The 17,044-nt window shown below is 67.0% G+C and carries 15 protein-coding genes and 1 tRNA gene; 8 read left to right on the forward strand and 8 right to left on the reverse strand.

Going from position 1 to position 17,044, the window contains the following annotated elements; genetic code table 11:
• Positions 1-161: 161 nt before the first annotated feature.
• The 3 genes from Vau01_RS03730 to Vau01_RS03740 all read left to right on the forward strand — a co-directional run bounded on the left by Vau01_RS03730 (position 162) and on the right by Vau01_RS03740 (position 2,232).
• Entirely contained in the window at positions 162-935 is a 774-nt protein-coding gene (locus Vau01_RS03730) for a GntR family transcriptional regulator (protein WP_239151281.1), read from the forward strand.
• A 149-nt stretch (positions 936-1,084) separates the two neighbouring features.
• Positions 1,085-1,762, forward strand: a complete 678-nt coding sequence (locus Vau01_RS03735) for a hypothetical protein (RefSeq protein ID WP_203987187.1) — start codon at positions 1,085-1,087, stop codon at positions 1,760-1,762.
• Entirely contained in the window at positions 1,759-2,232 is a 474-nt protein-coding gene (locus Vau01_RS03740; RefSeq protein ID WP_203987189.1) for an NUDIX hydrolase, read from the forward strand. The genes Vau01_RS03735 and Vau01_RS03740 overlap by 4 nt, the downstream gene beginning before the upstream one ends.
• Here the strand turns inward: Vau01_RS03740 and Vau01_RS03745 are convergent.
• The 4 genes from Vau01_RS03745 to Vau01_RS03760 form a co-directional block, all read right to left on the reverse strand.
• Positions 2,229-2,651, reverse strand: coding sequence for a hypothetical protein (locus Vau01_RS03745; protein WP_203987191.1), 423 nt, complete (start codon positions 2,649-2,651; stop codon positions 2,229-2,231). The genes Vau01_RS03740 and Vau01_RS03745 overlap by 4 nt on opposite strands.
• 481 nt (positions 2,652-3,132) lie before the next feature.
• Positions 3,133-3,840, reverse strand: coding sequence for an ImmA/IrrE family metallo-endopeptidase (locus tag Vau01_RS03750; protein ID WP_203987193.1), 708 nt, complete (start codon positions 3,838-3,840; stop codon positions 3,133-3,135).
• A gap of 30 nt (positions 3,841-3,870) precedes the next feature.
• The gene (locus tag Vau01_RS03755) at positions 3,871-4,272 is read right to left on the reverse strand and encodes a helix-turn-helix domain-containing protein (protein WP_275423909.1); all 402 of its coding nucleotides are present in this window, start codon (positions 4,270-4,272) and stop codon (positions 3,871-3,873) included.
• A 38-nt stretch (positions 4,273-4,310) separates the two neighbouring features.
• Positions 4,311-4,856 (reverse strand): hypothetical protein, encoded by a 546-nt coding sequence (locus Vau01_RS03760; protein ID WP_203987197.1) that lies wholly within the window; start codon positions 4,854-4,856, stop codon positions 4,311-4,313.
• A gap of 202 nt (positions 4,857-5,058) precedes the next feature.
• Between Vau01_RS03760 and Vau01_RS03765 the strand changes: the two genes are divergently transcribed.
• A tRNA-Arg gene (locus tag Vau01_RS03765) sits at positions 5,059-5,133 on the forward strand.
• A gap of 225 nt (positions 5,134-5,358) precedes the next feature.
• Here the strand turns inward: Vau01_RS03765 and Vau01_RS03770 are convergent.
• From Vau01_RS03770 to Vau01_RS03780, 3 genes are all read right to left on the reverse strand, one after another.
• Entirely contained in the window at positions 5,359-5,757 is a 399-nt protein-coding gene (locus Vau01_RS03770; RefSeq protein ID WP_203987199.1) for a hypothetical protein, read from the reverse strand.
• Entirely contained in the window at positions 5,723-5,971 is a 249-nt protein-coding gene (locus tag Vau01_RS03775; protein ID WP_203987201.1) for a hypothetical protein, read from the reverse strand. Before Vau01_RS03775 ends, Vau01_RS03770 begins: the two co-directional genes overlap by 35 nt.
• 96 nt (positions 5,972-6,067) lie before the next feature.
• A complete protein-coding gene (locus Vau01_RS03780) occupies positions 6,068-7,966 on the reverse strand; it encodes a sigma-70 family RNA polymerase sigma factor (protein ID WP_203987202.1) in 1,899 nt (632 codons plus the stop codon).
• Between the two features lie 273 nt (positions 7,967-8,239).
• Here Vau01_RS03780 and Vau01_RS03785 point away from each other — a divergent pair, with 273 nt between their 5' ends.
• The 4 genes from Vau01_RS03785 (at position 8,240) to Vau01_RS03800 (ending at position 12,786) form a co-directional block, all read left to right on the forward strand.
• Complete coding sequence (locus Vau01_RS03785) at positions 8,240-9,478, forward strand: pectate lyase (RefSeq protein ID WP_203987203.1); 1,239 nt, start codon at positions 8,240-8,242, stop codon at positions 9,476-9,478.
• 60 nt (positions 9,479-9,538) lie between these two features.
• Positions 9,539-10,672 (forward strand): right-handed parallel beta-helix repeat-containing protein, encoded by a 1,134-nt coding sequence (locus tag Vau01_RS03790; RefSeq protein WP_239151272.1) that lies wholly within the window; start codon positions 9,539-9,541, stop codon positions 10,670-10,672.
• 80 nt (positions 10,673-10,752) lie between these two features.
• The gene (locus Vau01_RS03795; protein ID WP_203987205.1) at positions 10,753-10,923 is read left to right on the forward strand and encodes a hypothetical protein; all 171 of its coding nucleotides are present in this window, start codon (positions 10,753-10,755) and stop codon (positions 10,921-10,923) included.
• A gap of 84 nt (positions 10,924-11,007) precedes the next feature.
• Positions 11,008-12,786 carry an HEXXH motif domain-containing protein gene (locus tag Vau01_RS03800; RefSeq protein ID WP_203987206.1) on the forward strand — a complete coding sequence of 593 codons (1,779 nt, stop codon included), beginning with the start codon at positions 11,008-11,010 and terminating at the stop codon, positions 12,784-12,786.
• A gap of 3 nt (positions 12,787-12,789) precedes the next feature.
• Here the strand turns inward: Vau01_RS03800 and fxsT are convergent, their stop codons facing one another.
• Entirely contained in the window at positions 12,790-17,043 is a 4,254-nt protein-coding gene (gene fxsT / locus Vau01_RS03805) for an FxSxx-COOH system tetratricopeptide repeat protein (RefSeq protein WP_203987207.1), read from the reverse strand.
• Position 17,044: the final 1 nt, after the last annotated feature.

Here is a 17,044-nt window from a genome sequence, read left to right on the forward strand (position 1 = left end):
GTCGTTCGGTAAGACGTAAGACGTGCTGGCTCGAACCATAAGACACGTCGATGGGAATGCGCAAGACGTCTTACGTCTTTGCCATGGATGGCACGATGCTCACGGTTGACATAGGGTCACCGGTAAGACGTCGTACCAGGAGGGATGTGGCCCGAGTGGCCATGGTCGAGACACCGAAATCTCAGTACGCCCAGATCGCGGCTGAGCTGCGCGAACGCATCGACGGCGGGACGTACCCGCCGGGCAGCTCGCTGCCGAGCGAGACCCGCTTGGCGGACGAGTTCGGCGTCACCCGAGTCACGATCAATAAGGCGCTGACCCTGTTGCGAGCGTCCGGTGACGTCAAGGTCCGGCGCGGCTCAGACACCCGTGTCCGCAGCCTGCCCCGTATCCCCCGCGACGCCAAGCGCCGGTACGCAGCCCGGCAGGAAGGCACCGGGGCCGGCGAGGTCGAGGCCCGCAGGCTCAGCCTTGAGTCCAAGACCCAGTACCGCGAGATCGCCCGGGTACCCGCACCGCCTGCGGTGGCCGAGACGCTGCGCCTGGGCAAGCGAGAGGACACCTTGGTACGGCGGCGGGTCCTGTATGCCAACGGCGAGCCGACCCAGATCGCGGACTCCTACTTCCCGTGGTCGATCGTCAAAGGCGACAAGGCGCTCATGCGTGAGGAGGTCGGCAAGGGTGGCTCGTACTCCCGGCTGGCCGAGCTCGGGCACGGCCCGGTCCGCTTCACCGAGGACGTGACCGTACGGGTGCCCGACGATGCCGAACAGCGCACGCTCGAACTCGAAGCGACTCAGCCGGTCTTCGAGATCTGGCACGTCGCATACACCGCCGATGACAGGCCGGTCGAAGTCTGCATCCACGTGATGCCCGGCCACCTGTGGACCCTCAAGTACGACTGGGACGACGAGACAGCGACGACCGGGCCGTGATGGAGGTCCGGTTAGCGACGGAGGCAGCGCCAGGGCGGCCGGAGAATGAAGACGCCGCCTTGGCCGTCGGCTCGCTGGTCGCCGTGTTCGACGGCGTCACCCAGCCTGCCGGGCTCGACACCGGATGCCACCACGGGCCGGCGTGGTACGTGCGGCAGCTCGTCGCCCGGCTAACGGCGGCGTACACAGCAGCGCCGGCCGAGGCGCTGCCCGCGTTGCTGGCGACCGCGATCGACACTGTTCGGGTCGATCACGGCGGCGGGTGCGACCTTAGCCACCCCGGCACGCCTGCGGCGAGCGTCGCCATGCTGCGTGACCTCGGCGACCAGGTCGAGTACCTCCTGCTCTCCGACGTCTTCGTCGTACTCGACCACCGCGGGGACCTGGCGGTCGTGACCGACAAGCGGTTCGAACGCGTCGTCACGTCCGTACGGAAGGCGGCCCTGGTGGCCGGCGCTATCGGTACTGACGACCACATCGCGCGCACGCGGTGGGCGACGGAACAGAAGTGGAGCCACACCAACCAACCGAATGGCTACTGGATCGCCGCGGCAGACCCACGCGCAGCCCACGAGGCCGTTACCGGCACGGCACCGGCCGATCGAGCAGCGTTGCTCACGGACGGTGCAGCCTGCGCCGTCGAGCAGTTCGGGCTGTTCGACTGGGCCAGCGCGCTTGACCTACTCACCATGTCCGGACCGGCTGAACTCATCCGCCGGGTACGGGCCGCCGAGCTCGGCGACGCGGATGGGGCGGCGCGGCCTCGCTACAAACGCCACGACGACGCCACTGCCTCGCTCTGTCTCTTCGACCAGGAGCACCGATGACCCAAGACAACCGTCATTCCGTCAGCGTCGCGGCCGTAATCACGAATGAGGACGGCCGAGTTCTCGTCATCCAGCGACGCGACAACGGGGAGTGGCAGATCCCTGGCGGCATTTTGGAACGTGACGAGTCGATTCATGCCGGCCTGAAACGCGAAGTCAACGAGGAGACATGTCTAGTCATCGAGCCTCACCGGTTAACCGGTGTCTACAAAAACGTACGTCTCGGCGTTGTCGCGCTCGTATTCCGTGCTCACGCCGTCGGCGGAACAGCAGCGCCGACTGACGAGAGTGCCGTAGTTGATTGGTGGACCACTGACCAGGTCGCTGCCAGGATGGGCGAAACGTTCGCTGTGCGAGTGAGCGACGCCCTCAGCTCGTCGGAGGTAGCAGTCAGGATTCACGACGGCGAAAGAATAATTTCTGACAACCCGGCATCTGCGCACGTTGCACGCGACGGACACGCCGTCTAGACCTCGGGAAGTCGGTGTCGGAGATGCAAGCGACCTCGCTGATAGACATAGAAAGGATCAACGTCCTCCTTGGCGTGCTCCCATCGATACATAACTCCGACAAAGTTGACGATCAGACTACTTGAGTACATGCTGAGTTGTTGCCTGGAACGGCTCACCGCACCGTTAGCAGGACTAATCCAGAGCCCGCGCGAGTCGATGCCGTCGCGCATCCCCATTCGATACAGTTCGTAATGGGGACGACTCTTAAACAAGACCATTTCAACATCGTTGAGCCTTCCTCCGCCGTTCAAGAATGTTGGGATCGACGGCGGAACTGGATAACCCTCGTGAGCCATCCGGCAGCCGATGTGCTTCGCCACATATCTGGCGAGGTTCAAGACGTCGACGCGCCAATCGTCCCCGTAAACATCGGCCATATTAAGAAAGCGACGGCGCCATAGGCCCGAGTTATGCCAAACGTGGTCTGAGAACTTTTCGTACGCTACGTCGAACGGCTGGCTACTTTCGTTATTGCAGGTCGAACACAGACTGGCGGCAAAGCGTACTTGCTCCGACTTTCGCGCGCTCCGAACCCTCCGAGTTTGCGCCTCCCCTCCCCAGACGAGCCCGTCGACTGGATCCCACATACGAGATAGGTCGCTCTTCTTGAACTTGTGCTCTCTGGTCAGCGGACCGCTCTTTCCGCACCACCAGCACGAGACAGGCGGCCCCACCTTGTAGCGATCAAGGTCAGCGCCTGACAAGAACTCCATGACTTCTCCCAGTCGCCGTCATGCTCCATCTGGCCATTCAACCGACAGTCGATGCCCAGAAGCAAGGCGATTACGATAAGTCCGGAGCATAGGCCTTTAGGTGAAAAAAGTTCGAGGTCGTACCGCCCTGTCGTTACCAAGACTTCTAAGGAGCGAGTCGACGGCCGAGGTGCTGTTCAGACGAGCGCGCACCTCCACTGACTAGGCGAAGTACCGGCGGTTCGAACACTTGAGCCGAAGAGCCGTCAAAGTCATCTACTGTCACAAACAAATCGAAGACCAGGGAATTTAGATCCTCGACATAGGTATCAAGGGCTTGGGACATGACACTGGCAGAGATGCGCTTCTGATGCATGCCCAGCAAAATCTTTTGGAGCACCTGCGATTTCTCTCGTTCAATGCCGCCCGGTTCGCCCATCCGATAACCAAGTTTGCCAAGTTCGATAAGACAGCGTCGGTAGTTCCATTCGGTAAACATTCCGAGGTCATTGGCGCGATACACGAGTGCTAGCGCCGCGACTCTCCAATGCTGTTTTGCGCGCAAGATTTGGTCAGTCGTCGGATTATTGGCCACCGTGGACCGCACGCTCATTCGTGGCATAAGGAAAGCGGAAGCGAATTGATTCGCTTCCCGCTCGCTCTCCTTTGGCCAGAGAGAGCAGCCGTTATGTCCGTGCATAACGAGATGGCCCAATTCGTGGGCAGCGTCGAAACGTCCCCGTTCGCCAGACTTCATAGTATTAAGCACCACGAATGGTGTTCCCTTTTCCCAGAACGAGAAGGCGTCTACATCTCGATACTCAGGAGCTAGCGAGAAGACGCGAACTCCGTTGGCTTCGAGCAGGTGCACCATGTTCGGAGCCGGCGCCCTATCTGCAAGACCTCACTTTGCCCGAACGTACTCGGCCGCCATCTCCGGTCGAGGCCGCTCAAGAGTTGGAACGTTGGTTCGGGGAAGATGAAATTTCTCTTCAATGAAGGTATTCAACTCTATACTGAGAGTCGCGGCAGCTAGGGCTGCATCACGCGCCGCCGCCTGAATCCTTGTACGCGCGCGAAAGCTAACGCGCTCCTCCCCGACGGCCTCAATATGCGTCCGAGAAAGAAAAGACTTCGGCACATTCAAAACGTCAGCTACGACGTTCAGTGCGTCTTCGGTGGGTCGCTGCCTTCCCCGCTCCCAGTTGGACACCGTCTGCGTTGTCATGTCGATACGCCGCGCCAACTCCGCTGCGGACATGCCTCGACGCTTCCGAGCTAGAGACAACCTAGACGGCGTAAACACGGTGCCCGCTTCCTTCGTATATGCGTCCCCCCAAGGCGCTAACGCGGATCGACCGGTACGTCGATGTCGCCGAAGCCCTCGTTCGGGTCGGTGCCGTCGGGGAAGTCCTTGAACTTTTCAACCGGATACGGCGGCGGAGTAATACGCGGCGCCCAGTCAGTGATATATCCTTTGGCATTCGTTCTGATAGGCCGCGATATCTCGTACCGAATTTCGGCATTTGCCTTGTCGAAATACATGAGCATGGCCCACAGGTCGTACCGCTGCAACGGATCATTGCACGCGTCCGATTCGAGCGACACGTCGAACAGCGGAGTAACGCCAGGCGGCTGATTCCGCAATACCATCTGCTGCGTGAGTTGACCCTTGGGATACCTGCTCCGTGGCTGGTGGCCCAGACGGGTGCCCGTCATCACGTTGCCGCTGGTGACGACCAGCTTTACAGCACGATCCGCGTTCAGGAGTCCGCCCCTGCCCGGAAGGGTGGGTTGCCTCCGCGTGTCGCGCTGCGCTGCCTCGCCACCCCGCCCGGTTGAACATCGCTCGCATGTGTCGAACGTACGTACGCGGACACTGAAGGTCAAGATCTAATCGAACGCTTGTTCTAAAAGAACCTTGCGGGATGACCTCAGATGCGCGAGGTGTAGTCAAGCGACACAATGCGGCACCCCTTCCAGCAGGAGGACCGGCACGCGGGGGAATGACGATGCAACCGATGGGATCTTGCGACACGCCCTATTCGCGCCCAACCTAACCTCGGCTACAGAACGGTCGTGGGGTTTCAGCAGCTCACAAGCCTATCGAGCACCGCTCTTCGCGCCCCCTCCGGAGGCGGGAGCGCAGGTTCGAATCCTGCCGGGGGCACCCTTCCGGAAACACATCCTGAGCAGCCAGAACAGGGCCGCTGACCTGGGCGAAAGCCGGTCAGCGGCCCTGTTGCTACGTCCTGTGCCCCACCCGTGCCCGGGGCCGAGACCTGCAGCGAGTGACCGATGAGCCTCGTCGTTTCGTGGGTGTTCGCCGGCTGGGTCGAAGGGCGTGGCCTGGCGCCCATGTCGGACGAGCGTGGGCACTGAAGCGCGCCGCTTACCAGCCGAAGAGGGACGACCACGCCGTTCCCCAACCGAAGATTGCGTCGAGCATGACAGCGAACACAGCTGTGAGCAGGGGCGGTCCTAGGATCCAGATCCGACGGGCACCGTGCGAAGATTGCCCGCGCTTGACGGCGACGACGATGAAGATTACCCACATCGTCGCCGCGGCGAGGGTGGCCAGGACGCCGGATTTTACGTCCGTGCAGCGGGCCGAGTCCGCTTCGAACTGGCACATGAACAGGCCGAGTCCGAGGAAGAGTGACCACCAGGCGGAGATCGCGCTCCAGAGAAGCGTCCAGATCACGATGGCGGTGGTGATGAGCCCGTTGCGGCGAACCGGCTGCCGCTGAGACGCGTCAGACATCCCGGCCGCCGGCGCTGTGGTGGACATAGGCACCGATGGACAGCAGCGCCAGCCCGAACCCGAGTGGCATCAGGTCGAACAGGAGGAGGAAGCCGCCCAGCTCCGGGTCGACGGCCTGGTCGAGGAGAACGATCACGATGAACCCGACGATCGACAGCGCGGTGAAGGCGCTGCCCGAGATGTACGACGGTACGTGCGTGCGAGACGGGACCGGACGCGGGAACGGTGAGGGCTGACACATGGAACAACGGTCACGCAGTCGCCGTGCGTCCGCCTGAGCGTGATCGCTCGAATGCACTGAGTACCCGCACCCGGGCCTGCCTGGGTCGGCGTCACCTCAGGGTGGGGTCATCGATGCTCCGATCCCCGAGCCGGTCACCAGGAAATCGGTGACCGGTAGGCGGCCGTCGGGTTGGCGTGGGCCGGCCGCGGTCGTGGGGTCGGTCGAGTGGAAGGTCGAGTCATCAGCGGCGTTGTCGGCCAACATTGCCGGGCCGTGTCCGAGGGCGAACGCCGTTCCTCCATTGTGGAATGACGTGTTGTTCCGGACGTCCAGCGCACCCAGGTTCGCGCCGCCCGGGGTGCCGTCGTCCTCGTCGAAGCCGTCACCATGGTTGTTCCAGGCGGCGTTGTGGCGCAACACATGTGCGGCGACCGGTGCGGGATCGCCGCCGCCCAGCAGGAATCCGTCGGCGTTGGGGTGCCAATCGCCGGCGTTCCAGCGGTTTACGCCGTTGCCGTAGGACCAGTTGTGTTCGAGCGTCACGGCGTTGCCGAAGTGGCCGACGTCGAAGCCGGAGTCGGCGTTGTTGAACGCGCGGCAGCCGCGGATCACGTTTCCCTCGCCGTCACCGAATTTTATTCCCAACCCTATGCCGGCGGTGCCGGGCTCGTCCGGGTCGTAATTGTGGTGGAAGTCGCTGTCGAGGACCTGGTTGCCGATCGTGCCGGGGTCGCGCAGGGTCAGGCCGGACCGCTGGTTGTGGTGCATCGACAGGCGCTGGAACACGGTGCCGCGGCAGGAGATGCAGACGTACGCGTGGCTGCGGGAGTTCATCACCTCCAACCCTCGCACCGTCCAGTAGTCGGCGCGGTGGGTGACCGTCCACTTGTCGGCGGGCACGTCAGCGGCGTCGATGACCGGACGTTCGTCGCGGTAGTTGGTCAGCGTGATGCGCTTGCTTGCCGTACCGCTGACCGTGATGACGACTCCGCGGGTCGGTCGGTAGACGCCGCCGCGCAGCGCGATGGTCTGGCCGGGGCGCACCACGGCCACCGCTTTGCCGAGTGTCGCAAATGGACGGTCGAGCGTGCCGGGGGCGGCGTCGGAGCCGTTCGGCGCAACGTAAAGAGAGAACGTGGAAGGGGAAGGGGACGGATTGGAAAGGACCGCGGAACCGGGATCCCACGGCGTCTCGTGGACCGCGAACGTGAACCCGCCGCCAGCCACCAGAACAGCCGCCGCCGCCAACACTGCCACCTTGTGTTCCAGGAAGCCCGTCGAGAAGGAGGGCGCCGGCACCGGCACCACACCGGGCAGCAACTTCTCCGGTGCGACGAGTCCGCGGCCGAACCGCGCGCACACCGGGCACTCCCGCACGTGGCGGATGAATCTCTTGCGCCACAACGGATCGATGCGGCCGTCCCAGTCGGCGCATAGCGCGTCACAAATGGGTTTTGCCCGCAGCGCCCGCACCACGGCCCGGACCGACTCCAGCCGCGTGCGCATCCTCTGGATGCGCACGGCGGCGTGTGCCGCGGTGATGCCCAGCGCGGCCGCGACCTCCGCGCGGGTCAGGACGCCGGCGGCCTCCTGCCACCACAGCGCGAGCAGGTCCCGGTCGCCGTCGTCGAGCCAGCGCGCCGCCTCCGCGATTTCCCGGCGCTGTCCGGTGAGGACGAGTTCGGTGACGGTGCGTTCGCTGAAGTCGGCGCGCGGGTCGGGCGGATCCTCCGGAAGCTCCTCGGCCCGCCGCATCCGGGTGTGCCGCTGCACCTGCCGGTACGCGATCGCGACCGCCCACGACCGGAACCGGGTCGGGTCGCGCAGCGCGGGGAGGCCCCGCACGACGCGCAGCAGCGTCTCCTGCACGAGGTCGTCGACGTCGGCGTGGCCGTTGAGCGCACGGCCGATCACGTTGTAGAGCAGCGGCAGATGGATGCCGAGAAGGGCGTCGAGCGCGGCGCGGTCGCCGGCCTGTGCGGCTCTGACAAGGGCGGCGACGTCGGTGGTCACGAAAGTTCCGCCGCGTTTTGTGTTATGGGATTACGGCGTGCGGCGTCTACGTGTATGTGACGAGCCACGACATTGAAGACCGGGGCGTTCGCGAATTGTCGAACGCCGGCATTCGACCAGCTCAAGCGCATTGTTCTGCGCTTCCTAGCGGCATTCGTGAAACGTTTCACGCAATCAAATCGAAGCGCTTGACATCCATTCAAGAGCGTCACTACCTTAACCGCACCCCGGCCGTTCCGTCACGGCCGGGACCGTCACCGAGAGGTACCCACCGTGAATCTCAGCACCCTCCATCCCCCCGGGCGGTTGATCGCGCTCGCGGGCGCGGCCATCCTCGCGGCGACCGCCGTGACGGTGGTCGACGCGCCCGTCGCGTCGGCCGCGACGCCCGACACGAACGCCACCTACGTCTTCGTGAACCGGCACAGCGGCAAGGCCATGGACCTCTGGGAGTGGTCGACCGCCGACAACGCGCCGGTCAACCAGTTCACCCGCAACGATCTCGCCGTGCAGCAGTGGCGGTTCGTCAGCGTGGGCAGCGGTTACTACCAGGTCCGGTCCGTCCACAGTGGAAAGGTCCTCGAGGTTCCCAACGCCAGCGACGGCAGCTTCCTGGTGCAGAACACGTCGTCCAGCTCGAACACCCGCCAGCAATTCCGCCTCGCCGACTCCGACAGCGGCTACGTCCGCTTCATCAACCGGCACTCCAGCAAGGCGTTGGACGTGTGGGAGTGGTCGACCGCCGACGGCGGTCGGATCGCCCAGTTCACCGACCTGAACGGGTGGAACCAGCAGTGGCAGCTCGCGACCGTCGGGTCGGCTCCGCCGCCGGCCGGAGCCTGGCCGACGCCGACCGGACAGTCAGCGGTGAACGGCACCATCCCCGTCTCCGGCGTGTTCGACGGCGGCATGCGCCGCTACTGCTGCATCGGCGACGGCGGCCAGGAGGAGAGCCAGGACCCGATGTTCGAGCTCGCCAACGGCGCGACGCTGCAGAACGTCATCATCGGCGGGCCGGCCGGCGACGGCGTCCACTGCGCGGGCTCGTGCACGCTGCGGAACGTCTGGTGGGAGGACGTGGGCGAGGACGCCGCGACGTTCCGTGGCAGCGGCTCGCCGACGTTCCTGGTCGACGGCGGCGGCGCGCGCAGCGCCAGCGACAAGGTGTTCCAGCACAACGGCGCCGGCACGCTGACGATCCAGAACTTCCAGGCGTCGAACTTCGGGACGTTCTACCGGTCCTGCGGCAACTGCTCGACGCAGTACCGCCGCAACGTGGTCATCCGCAACGTGACGCTGACCCGGCCGGGCAACACGGTCGCGGGCATCAACACCAACTACGGCGACACGGCGCGGTTCACCGGCATCACGATCGTCAACGACTCCGGCCGGGCGATGGTGATCTGCCGTAAGTACACCGGCAACGACGACGGCGACGAGCCGACCCAGGTGGGCACGGGTGCCGACAGCACGAACTGCCTGTACTCCGCGTCCGATCTCACCTATCGCTAGGAGCTTTGTGTGAAGCGCCAATTCGCAGTCGTTCTGGCCATCGCCGTTGGTGGTGCTGTCGTGGGTGCGCCTCCCGCGCTGGCCGCGACCACCCTGGTGGTGGCGACCAACGGCAACGACAGCAACCCCGGTACGGTGGCCGCGCCGCTGGCCACCCTCGCCCAGGCCGTGAACCTGGCCACCCCCGGAACCACGATCACCATGCGCGGCGGCACCTACCGGTTCACGACCAACGTCCGGATCATGAAGGACGGGACATCGTCCGCCCCGTACACGATCACCAGCTACAACGGTGAGAAGGTCGTGCTCGACGGCGAGAACCTGCCGCACACGCCGGCTCCGGTCGGGGGCAGCATCCCCAACCTGGAGCGGGGCGTGCTGCACATGGAGGCCGACTACTGGCGGGTCCGCGACGTCGAGATCGCCAACGGCCCCTACGCGATCTTCTGCCGGGACTGCAACAACAACGTCTTCGAGCGACTGATCACCCGCGACAACTACGAGTCGGGTCTGCAGATCCAGGGCGCGTCGTCGAACAACCAGGTGATCAACCTGGACGCCTACGGCAACCGCGACCCGCGCAAGAACGGCGAGAGCGCCGACGGCCTGGCGATCAAGGAGGGCTCCGGCACCGGCAACGTGGTGCGCGGCGCCCGCCTGTGGAACAACTCCGACGACGGCTTCGACGCGTGGCTGTTCACCTCCCCGATCCTGATCGAGAACTCGGCGGCGTGGGGCAACGGCGTCAACCGTTGGAACCTGCCCTCCTACGTCGGCGACGGCAACGGGTTCAAGATGGGCGGCGGCGACCCCGACCCGCCGGCGAACCACACGATCCGCAACAGTTTCGCGTTCCAGAACGCGGTGGGCGGCATCATCGACAACGGCAATCCGGGGACCATCACGGTGGACCGCTGTTCGGCCTGGCGCAACGGGGACAGTGGCTACAAGTTCGGCAGCTCCACGTCTCGCCTGACCGGCAACCTGGCCCTCACGAACGGGGCGGGCGTGTCACTCGGAAGTGGGGTCACCGCCAGCGGCAACTCCTGGAACATCAAGTCATCGTGGACGGCTTCCGACGTGGCGAGCACGGATCCGTCGATCTTGACCGGGGCGCGGAATGGGGATGGGAGCATTCGGAGCTCGAGCTTCCTGCGTCCCCTGAACTACCCGAACCTCGGAGCGCGGATCTGATCTAGAATGCGATCAAATATTCTTTGAAGCTGTACGATCATGTTACCGCGCGTGCCTGGCGCGCGCGGTAACATCCACGCGTGGTTGGCATGGAGATCGACACGACGCTCGTAGACCTGCGAGACGTCTCGCTGGATCAGGTGCGTCGCGATTTCGACGTCCTCCAGCCGGCCGTCGAGGTGCTCCTTCAGCAGGTCGAGCGCCCCCGCTTCAACATCGGCAGCACCAGTCCCCCCGGACGCGCCGACTGACCTCACTCCGGGTGGGAGAGCGGTCATTTAAGCTCAGGCGTGGATTCTGTCCGTCCAGCGGAACCGTCCCACCATCGGCTGCCTTTGGAGTTCTTCGAAGCGCTCGCCCGTGGATCCGGGTCGCCAAAGATCACCAGATTCCTCTGGAACACCGAACTCAGCCGTCGGCTGCTGCTGATCGTCTCGTTGTTCCGGGACTGCGAGGCGCCCGGAGCCCTCGACGCGCTTCCCCCGGCGGCGGACGCCTGGTCGATCCTCAACGAAGCCAGGGAGGCCGACCGGGCCGCGGTCGACGATCTCCTGTTGCATCCGCAGGTGGGCAACGCAGCCGCGTACGCCCTACGCAGGCAGCGGGGCGGCGCGAACAGCGACTTTCCGACCTGGACCGACCTCGGCCTGGTGCAGACCCTTGCGCTGATAGCGGCGGCGCGGGCCGGGCTGACCTGGTCGACGGTGCTGCCCGCCCGGTACGGCACCGTGATGCTGCCGACGCTGGGGCTGGCGAAGTTCTCGGCGGCCGTCGCGGCGTCCACTGTGGAGGCCCGGACCGAGGCCGGAACCATCTACCTCCGCGCAGACGGGCGTGAGGTCGTGGTCGGGCCCGATCCGACCCTGGACACCGAACACTGGTGGCACCTGCGCCACGTGCTCGTCGGCTCGAACCTGCCGCTGACCATCTGGCTCGACGACCTCGACCCCTTCCGCGACCTGGCCGATCCCGTTCCGCCGGGGCGGCTCGACGACGAGGCCGTCGATCGCTGGCGGACGTTGCTCGACGAGGCGTGGACGCTGCTGTGCACGCACCATGCGGAATCCGCGGCGGCCCTCGCCGAGGGTGTCATCTCGCTGGTGCCGCTGCCGACCCGGCCCGGTCACGAGACCCGCAGCGCGTCGAACGGGGAGGCGTTCGGCAGCATGATGGTGTCGGAACCGCCGGACGCCGTGACGCTCGCCGTCGCGTTGGTGCACGAGTTCCAGCACATCAAGCTGGGTGCGCTGATGCACCTGCTCACGCTGGCGGAGGACGACGGATCGTCGTTGTACTACGCCCCCTGGCGCGACGATCCGCGTCCCCTCAACGGGTTCATCCAGGGGATCTACGCCTTCTTCGGAATCGCTGAGTTCTGGCGCCGGCACCGGCTGACCCTCAGCGGTACGGACGCCGTCCTGGCCGGCTACGAGTACCTGTACGCGCGGGGCCAGACGATCGAGGCGCTGCACTCCGTCCGCGACGCGGCGACGCTGACCGGCACGGGTCGCGAACTCGTGCTCCGGCTCGGCTCCGTGGTCGACACCTGGCTGTCGGATCAGGTTACGCCCGAGATCGAGCGCCTGGCCCGGCTCACGGCCGGCTGTCACCGAACCGCCTGGCGGCTGCGGCACCGACGGGTGGTGGCCGCCGAGGCCGCCCTCCTCGCGGAGGCCTTCTCGCGCCGGCGCGGGCCCGAGTTCCCGTCGACGCCGACGGTCGGACCCGATCCGGCCCAACGCTGGCCACAGCGCATCCCCACCCTGGCCCGGCGACGGATCCTCGGCGTGGGCACTCCCGCGTCGCCCAACCCCCTCGCGACCGCAGACCTGGCCCTGGTCCACGGTGATATCGACACCGCGTTGAGCATCTACCAGAACCGGTTGGCCGGGTCGGAGCGCGGTTCGGACGAGGAGATCCAGGCCTGGGTCGGTCTGACGCTCGCGCTCTCCGAGAGCAGCAGCGAGAACGGGGGCCAGGAGGCGGCGAGGGCCTTGACCTGCCGCCCCGATCTCGTCCGAGCCGTTCACATCCGCGTCGGCCGGGCGCGCGGCCGGGCGGTCGACCCGGTCGAGATCGCCGCCTGGCTGGCTCCGGTCGTCAAGGACGGGTGACGGTCAGAAGGGCATCGGGTCGACGTCGCAGTTGGCCCGCACCCGGGCGTTCGCGGCGACGATCGCCGGGTGCTCGGAGCCGAGGACCCGCACGTATCCCGCCACGGCGTCGTCGAAAAGACGTTCACCCTCGGCGCCCCGGTCGAGCGCCATGAGATCGAACGAGAGGTTCACCGCGCACGCCAGGGTGGACGGATGATCAACGCCCATCATCTGCCGCGACCGGCGGAGGATCTCCGCGTCCACCTCGTGCGCGCGACCGTGCTCGCCCAGCGCCGAGAGATCGCTCGCGAGGTTGATCCCGCACGTCAGGGTGAGTACGTGGTTCGGACCGAGCGCGCGCTCCAGACCCGCCCGGGCCTCGACGTTGTGCAGGTACGCGTCGTCCGGGTGGCCCAGCAGCCGGTGCACGATGCTGAGGTTGGTGCGCGCGTACAGCGTGTACGGGTGGGTCGGGCCGAGGCGGGCCCGGTACCGCTCCGCGGTCTGCATCGCGAGGGTCCGCGCCCGGGGCAGGTCGTCGCTCTCCCGGAGGTCCACCGCGAAGTCGAGTTGCGCCGCGATGGTGTCCGGATGCTCGGGCCCGAACCGGTCCTGAAGGCGGTTCACCGTGTCTTCGGCGAGCTTGTAGGCGCCCTCGTGATCACCCGCCCGGCGGCGCGCCACCGCGAGGTTGCGGGCCACCCGGACGGTGTCCGGATGACCGATGCCGAAGAGCCCCACGTGTTTCGCGTAGTTCCGCTCCACCAGAAGGTGTGACTCGATGTACTCGCCGCACTCGCGCACGTCGATCGTCAGGCCGTTCAGGGTCAGCAGCGTGGCCGGGTGGTCGTCGCCGAGAACCGGAACCAACCGGCGGTAGGTGTCCCCGTCCAACTGCCGGGCGGTTCGGAACTCCCCGGTGAGCCGCAGGCTCACCCCCAACTGGTGCGCGGCGCGCAACGTGTCCGGGTCGTTCTCGCCGTAGAGCCGGCGGGCCCGCTGGAAGGCCTCCAGATCGAGATCCCGGGCCGCGCCGAACCGGCCACCCACCCGGAGCGTCGCCGCGACCATGCCCATCGCGTCGATGGTTTCGCCGTCGTCCGCACCCGCGATCCGCCGGTACCGGTCGAGCGTGTCGCGGTGGATCACGGACGCGGCGTCGTTGTCGCCCTCGACCCACCAGAAGAACCCGAGCCACTTCGCCGCCCGCAGCGTCTGCGGGTGATCGGCGGTGAGCCGGTCCCGCCAGTCGTCGACCACCTGCTGCGCCAGGTCGCGACCGCTCTTGTAGTCGCCCCAGTAGTAGTAGAACGCGACCAGGTTCAGTACCAGCTCGCGGGCCCAGTCGTCCTCACAGGCGTAGGCGTTCGACGCTGTCACGTGTGACGCCAGCGCCTGATAGCGCAGCCAGTGCGTCGGATCACGGGGATCACCCGGCTTGCCGCCGCCCGCCAGCAGCACGTGCGCGCCGTGTTCCATGCCGGTCCGGTGGCTCTCCGGCATGCGGGCCTTGAGCTCGGCCTGCACCAGCCGGTGTAGTTGCAGCGAGTCGGTGCGGTGGTCGATGCGGGCCAGCACGTACTTCTGGATGTCCCGCATCGCCTGGTTGAGCTGGCTGGAACTCTGGAGCGCCTCGTCGAGCTCGGGAGCGATGGGCGTGGTGCGCGGGCCGGCGAACAACTCCCGGCTGATCGGTTCCGGCGCGAAGAACGAGCACACCTGCAGCAGCTGAAGGGCTGCCAGGTTCTCGGTCGCCAACCGGTCCAGCGCCACGTTGGCCGCCACGGCGACCGGCATCTCGTAGCGCGGCACCGGGTGCACGTCGGCCAGCTCGGCCCGCTTCTGCTCGAGCAGAACGAGGTACTCCTCGACCGGCATGCCGGTCGTCGCGAGCCAGGCCGACGCGTGCTCGATCGCCAACGGGAGGTCGCCGAGCACGGCCGCGAGCTGGTCCGCACCCGCCTCCTCCAGCCGGGGGTTGCGGCGCTGCAGCAGCCGGATGCTCTCCGTCCGGTTGAAGACGTCGACCTCCAGCGTCTCGGCGATCTGGCTCCACTCCTGGTTGCGGGAGGTCACCAGGACCCGCCCGGTTCCGGCTTCGGGGAAGTAATCGCGGACGTTCTCCAGCGTCTCCGCGTTGTCGAACACCAGCAGCCAGTTGGAGTAGGGAATTCCGGCCCGCAGTGCCGCCCGCACCCGGGGAACGGCCGTGATGACCTCGTTGCCGACGTCGAGTCCCAGGCGGTTGCCCAGCTCGATCACCGACGCGAGGATCTGCGCCGGGCGTTCCGACGGGATCCACCAGATGACCTCGTAGTCGGCCCGGTGTCGGTAGGCGTACTCGATCGCGATCTGCGACTTGCCCACCCCGCCCTCGCCGTGCAGGGCCTGGGGAAGCACCGCGGCGACGCTCTCGGTCTGCAGCCGGCGTTCCAGCTGTTCGAGCAGTTCCCGCCGGCCGGTGAACACCGGGTTGCGGGTCGGGACGTTGCCCCACACGGCGGGCCCGGTCTCCTGACTCTGGCTGTCGAGAAGTGCCTGCACCGACAGAATCGGGTCGTCGCTGGGCAGCAGAGGTTCGCCCGGTCCGATGACATCGTCAGCGGGGTATGTGTCATCAGGTCGGTCTGGCATGACCGCACCGCCTTCGGGTGGGCCGGCGAGGGGTACGCCGGGTGCGGGTTCGTCGATCGGGTCGCTTGTGGCGGGCCCGCCGGCTTCGGATTCGGGTTTCGGTGGCTTCGTCGGCCCGCCGTCGAGGGCGGCTGTCGGCACGTCGACGTCCAGCGCGGCTGTCGGCCCGCCGTGGTCGAGGGCGGCTATTGCCTGGCTCAGGCGCCGGGCCCGGCGGGCATACGGTCCGCTCAATGCGTTCAGCACCGCCAGCTCGATCCGCGCCAGCGGCAGCGTCTCCCTGGTGACCAGGGGATCCGGCGCGTTGTCGGGCGCGTCGATCGGGGTTGTCAGGGTGAGTGCGCCGCCCACGGCGCGCAGCACCCGGGCCGAATCGTGCCTTGTGCCGCAGGCGAGCAGGGCTTCGCGGACGCCGTCGACGAAGTCGAGGGTGCCGTCGGTGCGCCGCACCAGGTCGCTGGTGACCACCTCGGCGAGGTGCAGGGGCATCGACTCGGGCAGCAGGGAGCGCTGGATCCGGCGCAGCAGCGGCAGGTCTAACGGCGCCGCGGCCAGGTAGGTGGCGAGCCGGAACGCGGTCGCCGAGACGCTCGATCGGAAGCGCAGCACCAGATCGTCGGGGTCGAGGGTGCGGTCGGCGGATTCCGTAACGGCAAAGGAGCCGACGACGTGGACCACGCCGTCCACCCAGCCGGTCGGCTCGGTCACCAGACGGGCCCACCACGATATCCACCTGGGGCTCAGTTCGAGCATCGGCACCGCCAGGCCGGCGGGGGCGTCGGCTACGTCAAGGCCGGAAGCGTCATAGCGGACGTCGAGCCGGCTGTTCGGCGCCGCCGCGCGGGCCGGGTGCAGCTTGGCCCGGCGGGGGTTCAACGCCGTCCGGTGCCAGTGCTGCTGCGGGAACGGGTCGACGATCGCCAGCGGTCCGGCGCCTCCCCACAGCCGCAGCAGGTCCTGCGTCCGCTGGTCGGTCCACAGTGGACTGAGGCCGTCGGTCAGCACGAGGAAGAGCTGCCGCCCGGTCGAATCGAGCAGTTCGGCCGGGCTCCTCGCGCCGCCGCCCGCACCCAGCAAGGAAGAGCGGCCGGGTGAGAGGACGAACGTGCGCACGCTCCGGAACGACCCGTGCCGCTCCAACTGGGCCCGGAACGCGGCCACGGTAGGCCGCCACACCGCCATCGACGGGCTGCCGTCGACGATCAGCACGAGGGAGAGCCACCGCGCCTCCACGAACCGGTACTGCGGCAGCCACTGACCGGTGTCGGCCGCGTACTCGGCGGAGCGCTCCTCGTCGGGCTCGGTCTCGGTGACCGACGTGATCCGGCGCTTGAACGGGCGCAGCGCCTGGCCGAGCCGGTACGTACCGGGCAGCGCCGGCACGGACCCGTTGACCGCGTCGAGGTCCACCAGGCCCTCGATGCGGGCGACGGTGTCCCGCCAGGCGGGCCACGACGGCGGCCGGGCCATCGCCGCGGACGCCGATCCCTCCGCCGGCCGGGCGGGTTCCGGCGGGCCGGCCGGAGCCGGCTCCGGTCGGCCCTCCACAGTGGACGGTGAGACCGCCGACGGTCCCGTCACGGCGGCGAGCCACAGCGCGTCGGCGACCTCGCGCCAGTGTGGCATCGCGGGGCCGGGCACG

Origin of the sequence: Virgisporangium aurantiacum (genome assembly GCF_016863635.1) — a bacterium.
GTDB classification, from domain to species: domain Bacteria; phylum Actinomycetota; class Actinomycetes; order Mycobacteriales; family Micromonosporaceae; genus Virgisporangium; species Virgisporangium aurantiacum.